Below are 17576 nucleotides of genomic sequence, written 5' to 3'. Positions count from 1 at the left end.
CCGGCTGCGACTTCGACGTCTACAAGTCTGCCGCTGCCCGGTGGCGCGGACACCGGGTCGGACCCGATCTCCGTCAAGGTCCAGTTCGACGACGTGCTCGACCTGGTGCCCAAGTCCTCGGTCAAGGTCAACGACGTCACCGTCGGCCAGGTGAGCGACGTGGAGCTCGACGGCGACAAGGCCGTGGTGACCCTCAAGGCTCCGCAAGGACGTCAACCTGCCCGACCAGCCGGTGGCCTCGATCCGCCAGACCAGCCTGCTCGGTGAGAAGTTCGTGTCGCTGGCGGCGCCCACCAACGGCGGCCAGGGCCGGCTCTCCGACGGCGACGTGATCAAGAACGGCGGCCGCAACCCCGAGGTCGAGGACGTGCTCGGCGCGCTGAGCCTGGTCCTCAACGGTGGCGGCATCGCCCAGGCCAAGACCATCTCCACCGAGACTCAACAAGGCCCTCGACGGCCGTGAGGACTCGGCGAAGTCCGTGCTCACCCAGGTCCGCACCCTGGTGGGTAGCCTCGACGAGCGCAAGGCGGACATCGTCTCGGCGATCGAGTCGGTCAACCGGCTCGCCGTCACCGCCCGCCAGCACCAGGACAGCATCGACCGCGCGCTCGACGAGCCTGCCGAGCGCCCTCGACTCGCTGGACCGCCAGCGCGGCGACCTGGTGCGGATGCTCGACGGGCTGACCAAGCTCAGCAACGTGGGCGTCCGGGTCATCCGGACCACCCAGGCCTCGACGGTCAGCACCCTCAAGTCGCTGGACCCGATCCTGACCCAGACTCGCGAAGGCCGGGGACAACTTCACCAAGGGGTTCAGCACCTTCCTGACCTACCCGTTCATCGACGAGGCGGTCGGCCGCAACCCGCAGACGGCGAAGAACCTGCACATGGGCGACTACGTCAACCTCTCGATCGACCTGCAGGCTCGACCTCGGCAACCTGCGGCTGCCGGACGTCGCCTGCATCCCGATCAACCAGGCTGCCGGATCTCCCGCTCGACCAGCCTGGTGGACCTCAAGACGCTGTGCGCGGGTGTCACGGCGACCCTGCAGACCTGTCTGCGCACGCCGCCCGACCTCGCCGCGTGCGCCAGCTCGCCGAAGTTCCTCTTCGACAACGTCTGCGCGGCGGTCAAGGCTGCTCTGCGGCGGCCTGCCGAACCTCACGGGGGCTCGCGGCGCCAAGGGTGCCCAGTCCAGCGCCGGGGGCAACCCGATCAACGACCTGCTCGGCAGCGTGCTGGGCGGCGGCGGTCTCAACCGGCCGGCGCCGGGGGCCGAGGACCAGGTCAACTCGATGTGGCGCGAGTTCGACGAGACCTACGACACCGACCTGGTCGACCTCTACTCCGCGGCCATCGTGGCGAAGTCCCCGGCAAGGAGCGTGTCCCGGTGATCACTCGTCGTACCCGCATCCAGCTTGTTCATCTTCGCGCTGATCACCCTGCTCGGCGTGAGTTTACGTCGGCGCCCGCTACGCCCACCTCGACCGGCTCGTCGTCGACGGCGACTACACCGTGGTCGCGCACTACCCCGACTCCGGCGGCATCTTCACCGGCGCGGAGGTGACCTACCGCGGCGTCGGCATCGGCTCGGTCGGCGAGTCTCGTCCTCACCGACAAGGGCGTCGACGTCCACCTCGACATCGAGAACAAGTGGGACAAGATCCCGCGCGACACCATCGCCCTGGTCGGCAACCGCTCCGCGGTCGGCGAGCAGTACGTCGAGCCTGCAGCCGCAGACCGACAAGGGCCCCTACCTCGTCGAGGGCTCCGAGATCGACGACGTCGCGACCCCGATCGCCACCGAGAAGCCTGCTCGGCGACCTGTCGGCCACGGTCTCCAGCGTCGACCGCGACTCCCTGCGGACCACGATCGAGGAGCCTCGGCAAGGCCTTCGAGGGCACCGGCCCGGACCTGCAGAAGATCATCGACACCGGCAACTCCTTCATCGAGACGGCCAACGACAACTTCGACCTCACCACCGCGCTGATCCGCGACGGCAACACGGTCCTGCAGGGCCAGGCTCGCCACGCAGAGCTTCGCTGCGCACCTTCGCCAGCCAGCCTGTCCTCGTTCAGCACCGCGCTCGCCGGCGCGGACCCGGCGCTGCGCAAGGTGATCGACTCCGGCTCGGTCGCGGCCACCCAGCCTGCGCACCTTCCTGGAGCAGAACGGCGTCGGTTCTCAGCGACCTGCTCTCCAACCTGGTCACCACCGGCCGGGTCGTGGTGCGCCACCTCGCCGGGATCAAGCAGGCTCCTCGTGGTCTACCCGTACGCCGTCGGCGCGGGCCAGGTCGTCGTCGGCAAGAACTCCGAGGGCAGCCTGGGACGCGCACTTCGGGTTGATCCTCAACCTGTCGCAGCCCTGCTACGAGGGCTACACCAAGTCGCGGCGCAACCCGGAGACCGAGCGCAAGGACGACCTGCCGATGCCCAACGTCGGCTGCACCGACAAGAACCCGGACGTGAACCCGCGCGGTCTGCAGAACCTGCAGCGCCCGGCGCCCGGTGCCACGAAGTACGACATCGCGGCGCACTACGACAAGGCCACCGACACGATCACCTGGGACATCCCCTCGGGCGGTTCGAGCGGCCGGGGTAACGTGGCGCCGACGACGCTCGGAGAGGACTCGTGGAAGTGGCTGTACCTCCAACCGACGCTCGACCGCCGGTGACGACGGAGACGCCCGAGCAGCCCGAGCAGCCCGAGCAGGAGGACAGCACGGCCCGCAGGCTCCGCGAAGGCGCGCTGGGCGCTGCTCGCCCTGCTGGCCGGCGTGCTCGTGGCGGGCCTCGTCGTGTCGGCGATCATCGTCTTCGGCAACGGCACGGGTTCTGGCCTGGGCGGCAAGATCGACTCGGTGCGCAAGCCGCCGGTCAGCGTCTCCAAGGACCGCGAGCAGGTGCTGGCCGCGGCCGACACCTTCGCCACCCGCTTCAACACCTACGGTCCCGACCTGCTCGACCAGCAGGGCAAGATGCCCAAGTACGCCGAGGTCGGCACCCTGATGACCGCCAAGTTCCGCACCGTCTTCGACCAGAACGTCGTGCTCGCCGAGAAGACCGTCTCCGAGACCGGGATCGCCCGGGTCGCCAACGTTCTCGGCACCGGCATCTCGCAGATCGACCACGACTCCGCGACCGTCCTCATCGGCACGACGGTCGACTCGTCGTACCCCAGCCCGGACGACCCGAAGGAGCGGATCGACTTCGCCCCGCAGCGCTTCCGCTACGAGATCTCGCTGGTCAAGGTCGACGGCTCCTGGCTGGTCGACGACCTCGACGACCTCGACGACGGCCTGCCCTCGCTCGGCAGGCTCCTCGGCCCAGGACGCCCTCCCGGGCGCCCCGACGCCGTCGTCGGGCGCCTCGTCCACGCCCTCGCCGTCGGGGAGCCCGAGCCAGGGGAGCCCCACGCCGTGAGCGCCAACCTCTACGACATCCTCGACGTCGAGGAGTCGGCCACCTCCGAGGAGATCCGCGCCGCGTGGAAGTCCGCGGTCGCCGACCTCGACCCGACCGACCGCCGGTTCCGGGCCTACAGCGACGCGGCCGGCGTGCTGCTCGACGACGACAAGCGGGCGGCGTACGACGCCGAGCCTGGCCGCCGAGCGGGAGGCCGCCGCTCCGGCGCCGGCCCCGGTCCGGGCCGCCGCGAAGCCGGTGTCCGAGCAGGGCGACGCCGCGCCCGTGGAGACCTCCGGCCCCGCCGCCGAGGAGCCGCGGACGCCGTCCACCGGCCCCGCGGGCTGGGTGCTCGGTGCGGTCGGTGCCGCGGCCGTGGTCGCCCTGGCGGTGGCTGTCTTCCTGCTCCTGCAGCCGGGCGGCAAAGCCTGTTCTCCGACAGACTCGCCGAAGAAGATCGCCGAGGCCAATGCCTCCTTCGAGAAGTCCTCGATCTCGGCCGAGGGGGCCGCGGAGCGCCTGGTCGCGCCGGTGTTCTCCTACAGCCTACCAGACGATGGCCGCCGACCTCGACCGGGTGCAGCAGTACCTCGGCCCCGGACTCGGCGCCAAGCAGGCCAGCCTGTGGCCCACCCTGACCAAGGACGCCGTCGCCCAGCAGGTCGTGGTCCGGGCGAAGGCCCAGGCCGCTGCGTTGACCCGGATCAGCAAGGACGGCAAGAACGCCACCGTCCTGGTCTTCCTGGTCCAGGAGAGCACGAAGCGCGGCACCCAGCAGACGCCGCTGCAGATGTGGGTCTCGCTCGACCTGGTGCGCAAGGCGGGCAGCGAGGACGGCTGGCTGGTCTCGGACCTGTGCGTGGACAACGGCTGCCAGAGCCTGATCTTCCCCGGCGGGGTCGCTTGACCTCGGGGGGCCTCGCCGAGCATGATCGGCGCACCGGTTCGAGGGCAGCAGGTCGAGCCTGGATCACGACTGCGAGATTCGTGCGCAGCCGGCGTTGTCCGGCGCGCGGATGTCGTGTATCGTGGCTCTTTGCGCCTGCCCTCAGATGCGCTTCGGCCTGCCCGGTGGCCGTTGACGTGGTGGACAGGGCGCTCTCGAAAGAGTCGAACCCGTCGAAGGACAACTCTTGGCCGCGCGCACCACCCCCGGTAAGTCCCGCATTTCTTTCGCGAAGATCTCTGAGCCGCTGGCACTGCCGCAGGCTCCTCTCGCTCCAGACAGACAGACTTCGACTGGCTGATCGGCAACGAGGCCCACAAGGCACGGATCGAGGCCCGGATCGCCTCGGGCATCGACGCGACGTTCAAGTCCGGTCTGGAGGAGATCTTCGAGGAGATCTCCCCGATCGAGGACTTCTCCGAGACCATGTCCCTCTCGTTCGAGAACCCGGTCTTCTACGACCCGAAGTACACCGTGGACGAGTGCAAGGAGAAGGACCTCACCTACTCCGCCCCGCTCTACGTCTCCGCCGAGTTCACCAACAACGAGACCGGTGAGATCAAGGGCCAGACGGTCTTCATGGGCGACTTCCCGCTCATGACGCCCAAGGGCACCTTCGTCATCAACGGCACCGAGCGCGTCGTCGTCTCGCAGGCTCGTCCGCTCGCCGGGCGTCTACTTCGAGCGCACCGCCGACAAGACGTCCGACAAGGACATCTTCACCGCCAAGTCTCATCCCGAGCCGCGGCGCCTGGCTCGAGTTCGAGATCGACAAGCGCGACATGGTCGGCGTCCGCCTCGACCGCAAGCGCAAGCAGAACGTCACCGTGCTGCTCAAGGCCCTCCAGGCCATCGCCGAGGACACCGGCGAGGAGTACGACTACGACGCCGTGATGGCCGACCTGCGCCAGTTCGAGTCGATCCAGGCTGACCGAGGAGAAGGACAACACCTCCGGTCCCGACGACGCGCTGCTCGACATCTACCGCAAGGCTGCGCCCGGGCGAGCCGCCGACGCGTGAGGCCGCGCTGACGCTGTTGAGGAACTACTACTTCAACCCCAAGCGCTACGACCTCGCCAAGGTCGGCCGCTACAAGATCAACAAGAAGCTCGGCCAGGACCAGGCGTTCGACCAGCAGACGATGACGATCTCGGACATGGTCGCGACCATCCGCTACATCGTCGCGCTGCACGACGGCCGGACCCAGGCTCGAGAGCGCCCAGGGCGAGATCGAGATCAGCCCGGACGACATCGACCACTTCGGCAACCGGCGCATGCGCACGGTCGGCGAGCTCATCCAGAACCAGGCTCCGCACGGGCCTGGCCCGGATGGAGCGCGTGGTCCGCGAGCGGATGACGACCCAGGACGTCGAGGCGATCACGCCGCAGTCGCTGATCAACATCCGCCCGGTCGTCGCTGCGCTCAAGGAGTTCTTCGGCACCTCGCAGGCTCTCGCAGTTCATGGACCAGACCAACCCGATCGCGGGCCTGACGCACAAGCGTCGCCTCTCCGCGCTCGGCCCCGGTGGTCTGTCCCGCGACCGCGCCGGCATGGAGGTCCGCGACGTCCACCCGTCGCACTACGGCCGGATGTGCCCGATCGAGACGCCGGAAGGCCCGAACATCGGTCTGATCGGCTCGCTCGCCTCCTACGGCCGGATCAACCCGTTCGGCTTCGTCGAGACGCCGTACCGCAAGGTCGAGAACGGCAAGGTCACCGACAAGATCGACTACCTCACCGCCGACGACGAGGACCGTTACGTCATCGCGCAGGCCAACGCCGCCCTCGACAAGAACGGCAAGTTCGCCGAGGACCGCGTGCTCGTGCGCCTGCGCCAGGGCGAGGTCTCCGAGATCCCGGGCGACGAGGTCGACTACATGGACGTCTCGCCGCGCCAGATGGTGTCGGTCGCGACGGCCCTGATCCCGTTCCTCGAGCACGACGACGCCAACCGCGCGCTCATGGGCGCCAACATGCAGCGTCAGGCCGTGCCGCTCATCCGCAGCGACAGCCCGATCGTCGGCACCGGCATCGAGTTCCGTGCCGCGGTCGACGCCGGTGACGTCGTCACCGCCACGGCGGCCGGTGTCGTCAAGTCGGTCTCGGCCGACCTGGTCGAGACCATGAACGACGACGGCACGTACTCCTCCTACCGCCTGGCGAAGTTCAAGCGCTCCAACCAGGGCACCTGCATCAACCAGCGCCCGCTGGTCGAGGCGGGGGACCGGGTCGAGGTCGGCTCGCCGATCGCCGACGGTCCGTGCACCGACAACGCGGAGATGGCGCTGGGCACCAACCTGCTCGTGGCGTTCATGCCGTGGGAGGGCCACAACTACGAGGACGCGATCATCCTCAGCCAGCGCCTGGTGCAGGAGGACGTCCTCACCTCGATCCACATCGAGGAGCACGAGGTCGACGCCCGCGACACCAAGCCTGGGTCCGGAGGAGATCACCCGGGACATCCCGAACGTCTCCGAGGAGATGCTGGCCGACCTCGACGAGCGCGGCATCATCCGCATCGGTGCCGAGGTCCGCGACGGCGACCTGCTCGTCGGCAAGGTCACGCCCAAGGGCGAGACCGAGCCTGACCCCGGAGGAGCGGCTGCTCCGCGCGATCTTCGGTGAGAAGGCGCGCGAGGTCCGCGACACCTCGATGAAGGTCCCGCACGGCGAGACCGGCACGGTCATCGGCGTCCGGGTCTTCGACCGCGAGGAGGGCGACGAGTCTGCCGCCGGGCGTCAACCAGGCTCGTGCGCGTCTACGTCGCGCAGAAGCGGAAGATCTCCGTCGGTGACAAAGCTCGCCGGCCGTCACGGCAACAAGGGCGTCATCGCCAAGATCCTGCCCGTCGAGGACATGCCGTTCATGGAGGACGGCACCCCGGTCGACGTCGTGCTCAACCCGCTGGGTGTGCCGCGACGGATGAACATCGGCCAGATCCTCGAGCCTGCACCTGGGCTGGCTCGGCAAGCAGGGCTGGGACATCAACCTGTCCGGCGACCCGGAGAACTCCGACTGGAAGCAGCGGCTGATCTCGATCGGCGTCGACAAGGCCGAGGCGAACACCAAGGTCGCCACGCCCGTCTTCGACGGTGCCCGCGAGGACGAGATCATCGGCCTCCTCGGCGCCACGCTGCCCACCCGCGACGGTGTGCGGATGATCAAGGAGGACGGCAAGGCCAGCCTGTTCGACGGTCGCTCCGGCGAGCCGTTCAAGGACCCGGTCTCGGTCGGCTACATGTACATCCTCAAGGCTCCACCACCTGGTCGACGACAAGATCCACGCGCGCTCGACCGGCCCCTACTCGATGATCACGCAGCAGCCCCTGGGCGGTAAGGCCCAGTTCGGTGGCCAGCGGTTCGGCGAGATGGAGGTGTGGGCCATGGAGGCGTACGGCGCCGCCTACGCCCTCCAGGAGCCTGCTCACCATCAAGTCCGACGACGTGCCTGGTCGCGTCAAGGTCTACGAGGCGATCGTGAAGGGCGAGAACATCCCCGACTCGGGCATCCCGGAGTCGTTCAAGGTCCTCGTCAAGGAGATGCAGTCGCTGTGCCTCAACGTGGAGGTGCTGTCCCAGGACGGCACGGCCATCGAGATGCGCGACGCGGAGGAGGACGTCTTCCGCGCCGCCGAGGAGCCTCGGCATCGACCTGTCCCGTCGCGAGCCCAGGCTCGGTCGAAGAGGTGTGAGCCGCGTGGCGCGCCTGCGGGCGCGCCACGCCTCCACCCCACCTACTTCACTTTTCAAGAACTAACGAAGGACAGCAGCCATCGTGCTCGACGTGAACTTCTTCGACCAAACTTCAGATCGGCCTGGCCACCGCGGACGACATCCGCACGTGGAGCCACGGCGAGGTCAAGAAGCCGGAGACCATCAACTACCGCACGCTCAAGCCCGAGCGTGACGGCCTCTTCTGCGAGAAGATCTTCGGTCCCACCCGGGACTGGGAGTGCTACTGCGGCAAGTACAAGCGCGTGCGCTTCAAGGGCATCATCTGCGAGCGCTGCGGCGTCGAGGTGACCCGCTCCAAGGTCCGCCGTGAGCGGATGGGCCACATCGGTCGGCCGCCCCGGTCACGCACATCTGGTACTTCAAGGGTGTGCCGAGCCGTCTGGGCTACCTGCTCGACCTGGCGCCGAAGGACCTGGAGAAGGTCATCTACTTCGCGGCGTACATGATCACCTCGGTCGACGAGGACGCGCGTCACCGCGACCTCTCCGACCTCGAGGGCAAGATCCAGCCTGCAGCGCCAGTCCATCGAGAAGCGGCGCGACGCCGGCCTCGAGGACCGCACCAAGAAGCTCGAGGAGGACCTCGCGGCCCTGGAGGCCGAGGGGGCCAAGGCCGACCAGCGCCGCAAGGTGCGCGACGGTGCCGAGCGCGAGCTCAAGCAGCCTGCGCGACCGTGCCCAGCGCGAGCCTGGACCGCCTCGACGAGGTGTGGGACACGTTCAAGAGCCTCAAGGTGCAGGACCTCATGGGTGACGAGGTGCTCTACCGCGAGATGAAGAACTGGTTCGGCAAGTACTTCGAGGGCCACATGGGCGCCACGGCGATCCAGAAGCGCCTGCAGTCCTTCGACCTCGACGCCGAGGTGGAGAGCCTGCGCGAGACCATCGCGACCGGCAAGGGCCAGCGCAAGGTCCGTGCCCTCAAGCGGCTCAAGGTCGTCGAGGCCTTCCGCAAGACGGGCAACAAGCCGGAGGGCATGGTCCTGGACGCCGTCCCGGTCATCCCGCCGGACCTGCGCCCGATGGTGCAGGCTCGACGGTGGCCGCTTCGCGACCTCCGACCTCAACGACCTGTACCGCCGCGTCATCAACCGGAACAACCGCCTCAAGCGGCTGCTCGACCTCGGCGCGCCGGAGATCATCGTCAACAACGAGAAGCGGATGCTGCAGGAGGCCGTCGACTCGCTGTTCGACAACGGCCGCCGTGGCCGTCCGGTGACCGGTCCGGGCAACCGCCCGCTCAAGTCGCTCTCCGACATGCTCAAGGGCAAGCAGGGTCGCTTCCGCCAGAACCTGCTCGGCAAGCGCGTGGACTACTCGGGCCGTTCGGTCATCGTGTCGGGTCCGCGACTCAAGGCTGCACCAGTGCGGTCTGCCCAAGCAGATGGCGCTGGAGCTCTTCAAGCCCTTCGTGATGAAGCGGCTCGTGGACCTCTCGCACGCGCAGAACATCAAGTCCGCCAAGCGGATGGTCGAGCGTGGCCGCCCGGTCGTGTGGGACGTCCTCGAAGAGGTCATCACCGAGCACCCCGTGCTGCTCAACCGTGCGCCCACCCTGCACCGCCTCGGCATCCAGGCCTTCGAGCCGCAGGCTGATCGAGGGCAAGGCCATCCAGATCCACCCGCTCGTGTGCACCGCGTTCAACGCGGACTTCGACGGTGACCAGATGGCCGTGCACCTGCCGCTGTCCGCGGAGGCGCAGGCCGAGGCCCGGATCCTGATGCTGTCGACCAACAACATCCTCAAGCCCTCGGACGGCCGTCCGGTGACCATGCCGACCCAGGACATGATCATCGGCCTGTTCTTCCTGACCACCGAGCGCGGCGAGGCCCGCGTCGGCGCGGACGAGAAGAACGAGTCTGCGCTCGTTCTCCTCGCCGGCCGAGGCGATCATGGCCTACGACCGCAACGAGATCAGCCTGCAGAACCGGGTCCGGATCCGCCTCGACGACGCCGTCGTCGACGGTGTGGAGCCGGGCGAGACGGTGCTGCTGGAGACCACGCTGGGCCGCACGCTCTTCAACGACGCGCTCCCGGCCGACTACCCGTACGTCAACGAGGAGGTCGGCAAGAAGCGCCTCGGCGCGATCGTCAACGACCTCGCCGAGCGCTACGGCAAGGTCGAGGTCGCGGCGTCCCTGGACGCGCTGAAGGACACCGGCTTCCACTGGGCGACCCGCTCGGGTGTCACCGTGTCGATCGACGACGTGGTGACCCCGGACAACAAGGTCGAGATCCTGTCGGGCTTCGAGGAGAAGGCCGCCAAGATCCAGAAGCAGTTCGAGCGTGGTCTGGTGACCGACGACGAGCGCCGCCAGGAGCCTCATCGAGATCTGGACCGAGGCCGGCAAGCGGGTCGGTGACGCGATGGAGGAGGCCTTCAAGGCCCAGCCGTCGAACCCGATCTACATGCAGGTCTACTCGGGCGCCTCCGGTAACTTCAACCAGATCCGCCAGGTCGGCGCCATGCGTGGTCTGGTGGCGAACCCGAAGGGCGAGATCATCCCGCGCCCGATCAAGGCCAACTTCCGCGAGGGCCTGTCCGTCCTGGAGTACTTCATCTCCACGCACGGTGCTCGCAAGGGTCTGGCCGACACCGCGCTGCGGACCGCCGACTCGGGCTACCTGACCCGTCGTCTGGTGGACGTCTCGCAGGACGTCATCATCCGCGAGGACGACTGCGGCACCGAGCGCGGTCTGCCCAAGGTGATCGGCGTCCGTGGTGAGGACGGCGTGGTCGTCAAGGACGACAACGCCGAGACCGCGGCGTACGCCCGGACGGCGGCCAAGGAGATCACGCACCCGACGACCGGTGAGGTTCTCGCCGGCGCCGGTGAGGACCTCGGCGACGTCAAGATCGCCGAGTCTCATCGAGGCCGGCATCGAGGAGGTCACGGTCCGCTCGGTCCTGACCTGCGACGCCAAGACCGGCACGTGCGCGAAGTGCTACGGCCGCTCGCTGGCCACCGGCAAGGCTCGTCGACATCGGCGAGGCGGTCGGCATCATCGCCGCCCAGTCGATCGGTGAGCCCGGCACGCGGCTGACGATGCGTACCTTCCACACCGGTGGTGTGGCCTCCGCGGACGACATCACGCAGGGTCTGCCCCGCGTGGTCGAGGCTCTTCGAGGCGCGTACCCCCAAGGGTGTCTCGCCGATCTCCGAGGCCGCCGGCCGCGTGGAGATCGAGGAGACCGACAAGGCCCGCAAGGTCCTGGTCACCCCGGACGACGGCTCCGAGGTCATCGAGTACGTCGTGTCGCGTCGCTCGGCGCTGCTGGTGCAGGACGGCCAGCACATCGAGGTCGGCCAGATGCTGACCAAGGGCACGCCGGACCCCAAGGAGGTGCTCCGCATCCTCGGTGTCCGCCGGACGCAGCAGCACCTCGTCGACGAGGTCCAGGAGGTCTACCGCAGCCAGGGTGTGTCGATCCACGACAAGCACATCGAGATCATCGTGCGGCAGATGCTGCGCCGGATCACGGTGCTCGAGTCGGGCGAGACCAACCTGCTGCCCTCCGACCTGGTGGACCGGGTCAAGTTCGAGGAGGAGAACCGTCGCGTGGTCTCCGAGGGCGGCAAGCCGGCCTCGGGTCGTCCCGAGCTCATGGGCATCACCAAGGCCTCGCTCGCGACCGAGTCGTGGCTCTCGGCGGCCTCCTTCCAGGAGACCACCCGCGTGCTCACCGACGCCGCGATCAACGGTCGCTCCGACAGCCTGCGTGGCCTGAAGGAGAACGTGATCATCGGCAAGCTGATCCCGGCCGGCACCGGCCTGGAGCGCTACCGCAACATCCGGGTGGAGCCGACCGAGGAGGCGCGCGCCGCGGCGTACGCCGTCACGGGCTACGAGTCCTACGACTACGAGTTCGGCAACGCCGGCGGCCGGGCCGTCGCCCTGGACGACTTCGACTTCGGTTCCTACCAGAACTGAGGTGGATGGGCCGAGCGTGTCGACCTCGTCGCCACGCTGCCGGCCACGCGGTCGAGTCCGGTGGAGCTCAGGTTCCACCGGCGGCAAGACGGCCGGAGCGCAGGAACGCCGCTTCCTCCGCTCCGGTCGCTCGTGCCTCGCTCACTCCGCTCCGTCGTTCGGCGTCCCTGCCTCACCCGGCACGTGACACCGCTACCGCCCGCTCCTGCTACGGCAGGGGCGGGCGGTCCCGCTTTGCGAGTCGTGCTGAGGTGGGGTCGTGGCCACCTTCACCATCGACGCGCTCGACGTCGGCCCCGCGGACCTCGCCGCGCAGGCTGCCCGTCGCGGCCCGGCTGCGCCGGATGATCCCCGGGCCGGACCGGCCGGACTACTGCCTGGCCGTGCTCACCGCGCCCCTCCGGCACCGTACGACGCGCGAGGGCCTGCTCGCCGCCGGCGTCGCGGTGGACCGGGTCGAGGACTTCATGATCGCCACCGCGGAGGACGGCACCGTCGACCTCACCGTCGGCGCCCTGGTGCTCTGCGCGCGACTGGTCGGCCAGCAGGTGCACCAGGGCATGCAGCGCTTCCCGGTCAACCTCGCGCTCGTGCTGAGCCGGGAGGTGCTCGGGGCGGACCTGCTGGACTTCCGGCTCTGCCTGCCGGTGGGTGTCGGGCTGATCACCGACCGGCCCGAGCCTGGAGGCTTAGAGCGCGGCCGCGATCCGGGCACCGGTGGCGGCGATCGCCTCCGGGTCGCCGGGGACCCCCGGCTCGAAGGGCAGTGCGAGGCGGTCGCGGCCCATGTCGGCGTACCGGGGGATGAGGTGGAGGTGGAAGTGGAAGACCGTCTGCCAGGCCTGCGCACCGCAGCAGTTGAGCAGGTTGACGCCGTCGGCCCCCAGCGCCGGTACGACGGCGCGCGCGATCCGCTGCGCCTCGACCGTGACGGCGGCGAGGTCGTCGGGCGCGATCTCGAGCAGGTCGCGGCTGTGCGTCCTCGGCACCACCAGCAGGTGGCCCTCGGAGCCCGGGTTGATGTCCATGAACGCGCAGGTCGAAGCAGTCTCGGCGACCTTCGTCGCCGGCACCTCGCCGGCGACGATGCCGCAGCACAGGCACGGATCGGTCATGGACCGAGGCTAACCGGCAGCACCGGAGGGCCGCCTGCGAGAATCTTCGGGTGAACGCTCCTCTCCGCACCGACGTGCTCGTCGTCGGCGCCGGACCCGCCGGGTCCGCGGCGGCCGCCTGGGCCGCGCGTGCGGGCGCCGACGTGGTGCTCGCGGACGCGGCCGTCTTCCCGCGCGACAAGACCTGTGGCGACGGGCTCACCCCGCGCGCGATCGGCGAGCCTGGAGCGGCTCGGCCTGCGCGAGTGGGTGCGCTCGCACACCGTCAACCAGGGCCTGCGCGCGCACGGCTTCGGCCAGACCCTGCACCTGCCGTGGCCGGGCGGGCACCTGCCGGAGTGGGGCAGTGCCATCCCGCGCACCGAGCTCGACGACCACCTGCGCACCACGGCGGTCGACGCCGGGGCGGTGCCGCTCGACGGCGCCCGGGCGGTCGACGTACGACGAGACGGGGACCGGGTCTCCGCGGTGGTCTTCAAGGACGGCCGCGAGGTCGAGTGCCGCCGCCTGGTCGTGGCCGACGGCGTCCGCTCCCCGCTGGGCAAGGTGCTGGGACGGGAGTGGCACCGCGACACCGTCTACGGCGTGGCGGGCCGGTGCTACGTGAAGTCCACCCGCGCCGACGACCCGTGGATCAGGCTCGCACCTGGAGTCTGCGCGACGGGCAGGACGAGATCCTCAGCGGCTACGGCTGGATCTTCCCGCTCGGCGCGGGGTCCGGCGAGGTCAACCTCGGCGCGGGCACGCTCGCCACGGCGAAGCGGCCCACGGACGTCGCGATCAAGCCGCTGATGAAGGCTCTACGCCGATGGCCTGCGCGAGGAGTTCGGGCTCGGCGACGAGCCTGCGGATGCCGACCTCCGCACTGCTGCCCATGGGCGGTGCCGTCTCGAACGTCGCCGGGCGCAACTGGGCCCTGATCGGCGATGCCGCGGCCTGCGTGAACCCGCTCAACGGCGAGGGCATCGACTACGGCCTGGAGACCGGCCGCCTGGTCGCCGAGCTCTTCGCCGAGACCCCCGGGGCGGACCTCTCGGTGGTCTGGCCGGACATCCTGCGCGCCCACTACGGCGAGTCGTTCTCCATCGCTCGGCGCCTCGCCGGCCTGGTGACGGTGCCGCGCCTGCTGCCGGCGCTCGGCCCGGTCGGGATGCGCTCGGACCTGCTGATGACCCTGGCGCTGCGCTGGATGGGCAACCTGGTCACCGACGAGGACCGCGACCGCGCGGCGCGGGTGTGGCGCTGGGCCGGGCGGCGTTCCCTGGCGCGCGATGCCCGCCCGCCCTTCAGGCTGAGTTGGTACTTCCCACCCGCGACTTGGGGCTTCCCACCGCCGAGTTGTGCGCGAGCGACACGACGCTAGGGTCGAAGTCCCAAGTCGCGGGTGGGAAACCCCAAGTCGCGGGTGGGAAACCCCAAGTCAACGAGGAGGCGGTGATGGCGCAGCGGGTGCAGCGGCTGGCGGCGTACGCCGTCATCGTCCGGGGCGAGGAGATCCTGCTCTCGCGGCTCTCCGAACGGGTCACCAAGAAGGAGCCTGTGGTCGCTGCCGGGTGGCGGCGTGGACCACGGCGAGGACCCCCGCGACGCGGTCGTGCGCGAGGTCTACGAGGAGACCGGGCTGGACGTCGAGGTCGACGAGCCCGCGCACGTCTACTCCCTCCACGTCGAGGACTCCTGGCGTCGCGGGCGCCGGGTCGACGCGCACTCGGTGCGGATCGTCTACGAGGGCTGGGTGCCCGCGGACGCGCCGGAGCCGCACGTCACCGAGGTCGACGGGAGCACCGCCGAGGCGGCGTGGAAGCCAATCGCGGACGTGCTGGACGGCACCGTGCCGACGGTGAGCCTCGTGGGGGAGGCGCTGGCGTCGTACCGGATCCGGCAGCGGCAGCGCACCGCCGCCTACGCCTACGTCGTCCGCGACGACGCGATCCTGCTCACCCGCACCTCGCACCTGGCCCCGGACCCCGGGACCTGGCACCTGCCGGGCGGCGGGATCGACCACGGCGAGACCCCGACCGACACGATCCGCCGCGAGACTCGGCGAGGAGTGCGGGCTGGAGGGCCGGGCGACCGGTGCCGCTGACCGTGCTCGACCACCACTTCACCGGCACCGCGCCCAACGGCCGGGCCGAGGACTTCCACGCGATCGGCGTGATCTACCGGGCCGAGGTGGGCCCGGGGGAGCCGCACGTCGTCGAGGAGGACGGTACGACGGACGCGGTCGCCTGGGTGCCCCTCGCCGACGTCGCCGCGGGCCGCCTGAAGGTCTACGGCTCGGTGCTCGCCGCGATCGAGGCGGCCGGAGACGCTAACGTGCAGGCGTGAGCGAGACCGTCTTCACCTATGCCGCGCCCGCCCTCAAGTTCGGCCGGGGTGCCTCGCGCGAGATCGGCCACGACGTCAGCGCCTGGGGCGCGCGCCGCGTCCTGCTGGTGACCGACCCGGGCGTGGCCGCCGTGGGTCATGCCGACGACGTGGCCGGCTCCCTGCGCCAGCGCGGCCTGGAGGTCGTGGTCTTCTCCGGGGCCCGGGTGGAGCCGACGGACGTCTCCCTGGAGGAGGCGGTCGCCTTCGCCCGCTCCGAGGGCCCGTTCGACGCGGTGGTCGCGGTGGGCGGCGGCTCCTCGATCGACACCGCCAAGGCCGTCGCGCTGCTGGTGACCAACCCCGGTGAGCCTGATGGACTACGTCAACGCGCCGATCGGCAAGGCGCGGGCGCCGCAGCAGCCGGTGCTGCCCCTGGTCGCCGTACCGACCACGACGGGGACGGGCGCGGAGTCCACCACCATCTGCGTGATGGACGTGCTCTCGCTCAAGGTGAAGACCGGGATCAGCCACGCCGCGCTGCGCCCGCGACTCGCGGTGGTCGACCCGGCGCTCTCGGCGACCCAGCCGGCGGGAGTCGTCGCGGCGGCCGGGATGGACATCCTGTGCCACGCGCTGGAGAGCCTACACCGCCCGGTGGTACGCCGACTTCGACGCCAAGACGCCTGAGCAGCGGGTGCCCTACTGCGGCTCCAACCCGATCGCCGACCTGTGGTCGGAGAAGGCCCTCGGCCTGCTCTCGACCGCCTTCCGGGGCGCCGTGCACCGCGACCCGGGCGACCCGGCGGGTGTCGAGGCAGCCGACCAGATGGCGCTCGCGGCGACCTTCGCCGGCCTCGGCTTCGGCAACGCGGGCGTGCACATCCCGCACGCCAACGCCTACCCGATCGCCGGCCGGGTGCGGGACTTCACGCCCGTCGACTACCCGCAGGACGAGCCGATGGTCCCGCACGGCATGGCCGTGGCGCTCACCGCGCCCGAGGCGTTCCGGTTCACCTTCGACGCCGCGCCCGAGCGGCACCTGCGCGCCGCGCAGCCTGCTCGACCCGTCGGCGACGGGCCGCGACGCCGCGGTGCTGCCCGACGTGATCGCCCGGCTGATGCAGGACATCCACCTGCCCAACGGCCTCGGCGCGGTCGGCTACGGCGAGGGCGACGTCGACGACCTGGTCGACGGTGCCCTCAAGCAGCAGCGGCTGCTCGCCACCGCCCCGAAGGAGGTCACCGGGGAGGACCTGGCCGGGATCATCGGGGCCTCCCTCGAGCACTGGTGAGCCGCCTCTAGGCTGGTGGGGTGAACCCGCGCCACCGCCGTCTGATCATCCCGGCCGCGCTGGTGCTGCTCCTGCTCATCGTGGTCGTGGCGGCGCTGGCGAAGTGAGGGCCCCGTGAGCAGCCGCACCGAGACGCTCGAGCGGGGCCTCGCCCAGGTGGCGGGGGACCTGCTGGCCGAGGACCGCCTGGTCCGCGCGGTCGCCTCCGGCCGCCGCCGTGCGGCCACGCCGCCGTGGCGCCGGGTCGAGCCTGCGCTGGGTGGACCTCAAGGCGGGCCGCCACCTCCAGGTCGTCCGGTACGACGCCACCCAGGCGCACACCTCGAACCACCTCCTCGGCGACGCGGCGCGCGCCGAGGTGGAGGGCCTGCTGGCCGAGCCGTTCGGCAACTGGACGGTCGAGACCACCGAGCACCTGCTCTCGCTGCGGGTGACCAAGAAGGGCGACGCGGCGCTGCACACCTCGGCCCGGCAGGCACCGGCGCCGCAGAGCACCGAGCACGACCGGGCCAAGGACCGGATGCTCGCCGAGGACGACCCGCTGTTCGCCGCGCTCGGGCTCAGCGACGCCCAGGGCCGGATCAAGCCGACCCGGCGGGCGAAGTACCGCCAGGTCGAGGACTTCCTGCGGATCCTGGACCGGTCGGTCACCGACGCCATCGCCAAGGGCCACGTCCGTACGCCGACCGCCGAGGACCCGCTGCGCGTGGTCGACCTCGGCTGCGGCAACGGCTACCTCACCTTTGCCGCCCAGCGCTTCCTCACCGAGCGTCGCGGCCTGCCCGTCCGGCTGACGGGAGTGGACGTCAAGGAGCAGTCCCGCGACCACAACAA

24 protein-coding genes and 11 pseudogenes are annotated in these 17576 nt (G+C 70.2%); 33 read left to right on the top strand and 2 right to left on the bottom strand.

Annotated features, from left to right (window positions below; all coding sequences use genetic code 11):
* Window positions 1-27: 27 nt before the first annotated feature.
* From G5V59_RS17710 to G5V59_RS17600, 24 genes and pseudogenes are all read left to right on the top strand, one after another.
* Window positions 28-267, top strand: coding sequence for an MlaD family protein (locus G5V59_RS17710; protein ID WP_341351243.1), 240 nt, complete (start codon window positions 28-30; stop codon window positions 265-267).
* Window positions 233-463 (top strand): hypothetical protein, encoded by a 231-nt coding sequence (locus G5V59_RS17705; protein WP_278257354.1) that lies wholly within the window; start codon window positions 233-235, stop codon window positions 461-463. Before G5V59_RS17710 ends, G5V59_RS17705 begins: the two co-directional genes overlap by 35 nt.
* A gap of 16 nt (window positions 464-479) precedes the next feature.
* Window positions 480-827 (top strand): hypothetical protein, encoded by a 348-nt coding sequence (locus G5V59_RS17700; RefSeq protein ID WP_278257353.1) that lies wholly within the window; start codon window positions 480-482, stop codon window positions 825-827.
* Between the two features lie 59 nt (window positions 828-886).
* Entirely contained in the window at window positions 887-1567 is a 681-nt protein-coding gene (locus tag G5V59_RS17695) for a hypothetical protein (RefSeq protein ID WP_278257352.1), read from the top strand.
* Window positions 1516-2349, top strand: a complete 834-nt coding sequence (locus G5V59_RS17690) for a hypothetical protein (RefSeq protein WP_278257351.1) — start codon at window positions 1516-1518, stop codon at window positions 2347-2349. Before G5V59_RS17695 ends, G5V59_RS17690 begins: the two co-directional genes overlap by 52 nt.
* Window positions 2346-2678, top strand: a complete 333-nt coding sequence (locus G5V59_RS17685) for a hypothetical protein (RefSeq protein WP_278257350.1) — start codon at window positions 2346-2348, stop codon at window positions 2676-2678. The genes G5V59_RS17690 and G5V59_RS17685 overlap by 4 nt, the downstream gene beginning before the upstream one ends.
* A 102-nt stretch (window positions 2679-2780) precedes the next feature.
* Window positions 2781-4046, top strand: a complete 1266-nt coding sequence (locus G5V59_RS17680; protein ID WP_278257349.1) for a hypothetical protein — start codon at window positions 2781-2783, stop codon at window positions 4044-4046.
* Complete coding sequence (locus G5V59_RS17675) at window positions 3986-4315, top strand: hypothetical protein (protein WP_278257348.1); 330 nt, start codon at window positions 3986-3988, stop codon at window positions 4313-4315. The genes G5V59_RS17680 and G5V59_RS17675 overlap by 61 nt, the downstream gene beginning before the upstream one ends.
* A 465-nt stretch (window positions 4316-4780) precedes the next feature.
* Window positions 4781-5248 (top strand): hypothetical protein, encoded by a 468-nt coding sequence (locus G5V59_RS17670; protein ID WP_278257347.1) that lies wholly within the window; start codon window positions 4781-4783, stop codon window positions 5246-5248.
* Window positions 5182-5385 carry a hypothetical protein gene (locus G5V59_RS17665; RefSeq protein ID WP_278257346.1) on the top strand — a complete coding sequence of 68 codons (204 nt, stop codon included), beginning with the start codon at window positions 5182-5184 and terminating at the stop codon, window positions 5383-5385. Before G5V59_RS17670 ends, G5V59_RS17665 begins: the two co-directional genes overlap by 67 nt.
* Window positions 5386-5390: 5 nt before the next feature.
* Window positions 5391-5711 (top strand): hypothetical protein, encoded by a 321-nt coding sequence (locus G5V59_RS17660; protein ID WP_278257345.1) that lies wholly within the window; start codon window positions 5391-5393, stop codon window positions 5709-5711.
* A 105-nt stretch (window positions 5712-5816) separates the two neighbouring features.
* Window positions 5817-6734 (top strand): annotated as a pseudogene (locus G5V59_RS17655) (DNA-directed RNA polymerase subunit beta); the annotation flags it as partial.
* 103 nt (window positions 6735-6837) lie between these two features.
* Entirely contained in the window at window positions 6838-6981 is a 144-nt protein-coding gene (locus G5V59_RS17650; RefSeq protein WP_278257344.1) for a hypothetical protein, read from the top strand.
* A gap of 28 nt (window positions 6982-7009) precedes the next feature.
* A pseudogene (locus tag G5V59_RS17645) lies at window positions 7010-7267 on the top strand (hypothetical protein); the annotation flags it as partial.
* Window positions 7268-7304: 37 nt separating this feature from the next.
* Window positions 7305-7550 (top strand): annotated as a pseudogene (locus G5V59_RS17640) (hypothetical protein); the annotation flags it as partial.
* Between the two features lie 155 nt (window positions 7551-7705).
* Window positions 7706-7870, top strand: a pseudogene (locus tag G5V59_RS36990) (hypothetical protein); the annotation flags it as partial.
* Window positions 7871-8166: 296 nt separating this feature from the next.
* Window positions 8167-8538 carry a hypothetical protein gene (locus G5V59_RS17635; RefSeq protein ID WP_341351242.1) on the top strand — a complete coding sequence of 124 codons (372 nt, stop codon included), beginning with the start codon at window positions 8167-8169 and terminating at the stop codon, window positions 8536-8538.
* A pseudogene (locus tag G5V59_RS17630) lies at window positions 8460-9065 on the top strand (DNA-directed RNA polymerase subunit beta'); the annotation flags it as partial. The gene G5V59_RS17635 and the pseudogene G5V59_RS17630, both read left to right, overlap by 79 nt.
* Window positions 9007-9327, top strand: a pseudogene (locus tag G5V59_RS17625) (hypothetical protein); the annotation flags it as partial. The pseudogenes G5V59_RS17630 and G5V59_RS17625, both read left to right, overlap by 59 nt.
* A 148-nt stretch (window positions 9328-9475) precedes the next feature.
* Window positions 9476-9622 (top strand): annotated as a pseudogene (locus G5V59_RS36985) (hypothetical protein); the annotation flags it as partial.
* A pseudogene (locus G5V59_RS36980) lies at window positions 9570-9758 on the top strand (hypothetical protein); the annotation flags it as partial. The pseudogenes G5V59_RS36985 and G5V59_RS36980, both read left to right, overlap by 53 nt.
* Before the next feature lie 226 nt (window positions 9759-9984).
* Window positions 9985-10455, top strand: coding sequence for a hypothetical protein (locus G5V59_RS17610; RefSeq protein ID WP_278257342.1), 471 nt, complete (start codon window positions 9985-9987; stop codon window positions 10453-10455).
* A 4-nt stretch (window positions 10456-10459) separates the two neighbouring features.
* Window positions 10460-11137, top strand: a complete 678-nt coding sequence (locus tag G5V59_RS17605; protein WP_341350969.1) for a hypothetical protein — start codon at window positions 10460-10462, stop codon at window positions 11135-11137.
* Window positions 11138-11269: 132 nt separating this feature from the next.
* On the top strand, window positions 11270-12025 hold the full coding sequence (locus tag G5V59_RS17600; protein ID WP_278257341.1) for a hypothetical protein: 756 nt from the start codon (window positions 11270-11272) through the stop codon (window positions 12023-12025).
* Between the two features lie 269 nt (window positions 12026-12294).
* On the opposite strand, the gene G5V59_RS17595 is transcribed toward G5V59_RS17600, so the two are convergent.
* Both G5V59_RS17595 and G5V59_RS17590 read right to left on the bottom strand, forming a co-directional pair.
* Window positions 12295-12579, bottom strand: coding sequence for a hypothetical protein (locus G5V59_RS17595; RefSeq protein ID WP_278257340.1), 285 nt, complete (start codon window positions 12577-12579; stop codon window positions 12295-12297).
* A gap of 135 nt (window positions 12580-12714) precedes the next feature.
* A complete protein-coding gene (locus G5V59_RS17590) occupies window positions 12715-13140 on the bottom strand; it encodes an HIT family protein (protein ID WP_278257339.1) in 426 nt (141 codons plus the stop codon).
* Window positions 13141-13190: 50 nt separating this feature from the next.
* Here G5V59_RS17590 and G5V59_RS36975 point away from each other — a divergent pair.
* The 9 genes and pseudogenes from G5V59_RS36975 to G5V59_RS36970 all read left to right on the top strand — a co-directional run.
* A pseudogene (locus G5V59_RS36975) lies at window positions 13191-13256 on the top strand (hypothetical protein); the annotation flags it as partial.
* Between the two features lie 13 nt (window positions 13257-13269).
* A complete protein-coding gene (locus G5V59_RS17580; RefSeq protein WP_341351241.1) occupies window positions 13270-13932 on the top strand; it encodes an FAD-dependent monooxygenase in 663 nt (220 codons plus the stop codon).
* 82 nt (window positions 13933-14014) lie between these two features.
* On the top strand, window positions 14015-14503 hold the full coding sequence (locus tag G5V59_RS17575) for a hypothetical protein (protein ID WP_278257338.1): 489 nt from the start codon (window positions 14015-14017) through the stop codon (window positions 14501-14503).
* Between the two features lie 198 nt (window positions 14504-14701).
* The gene (locus G5V59_RS17570; protein ID WP_278257337.1) at window positions 14702-15226 is read left to right on the top strand and encodes an NUDIX domain-containing protein; all 525 of its coding nucleotides are present in this window, start codon (window positions 14702-14704) and stop codon (window positions 15224-15226) included.
* Window positions 15115-15468, top strand: coding sequence for a hypothetical protein (locus G5V59_RS17565; protein WP_278259900.1), 354 nt, complete (start codon window positions 15115-15117; stop codon window positions 15466-15468). The genes G5V59_RS17570 and G5V59_RS17565 overlap by 112 nt, the downstream gene beginning before the upstream one ends.
* A pseudogene (locus G5V59_RS17560) lies at window positions 15465-15788 on the top strand (iron-containing alcohol dehydrogenase); the annotation flags it as partial. The gene G5V59_RS17565 and the pseudogene G5V59_RS17560, both read left to right, overlap by 4 nt.
* Window positions 15789-15822: 34 nt before the next feature.
* On the top strand, window positions 15823-16137 hold the full coding sequence (locus G5V59_RS17555; protein WP_278259899.1) for an iron-containing alcohol dehydrogenase: 315 nt from the start codon (window positions 15823-15825) through the stop codon (window positions 16135-16137).
* A 7-nt stretch (window positions 16138-16144) separates the two neighbouring features.
* Complete coding sequence (locus G5V59_RS17550; protein ID WP_278257336.1) at window positions 16145-16753, top strand: iron-containing alcohol dehydrogenase; 609 nt, start codon at window positions 16145-16147, stop codon at window positions 16751-16753.
* Window positions 16754-17262: 509 nt separating this feature from the next.
* A pseudogene (locus tag G5V59_RS36970) lies at window positions 17263-17550 on the top strand (methyltransferase); the annotation flags it as partial.
* Window positions 17551-17576 lie beyond the last annotated feature (26 nt).

It is taken from the genome of Nocardioides convexus (assembly GCF_011090295.1).
Note: the sequence above shows the minus strand (reverse complement) of the source record. Positions and strands in the feature narration are given on the sequence as shown.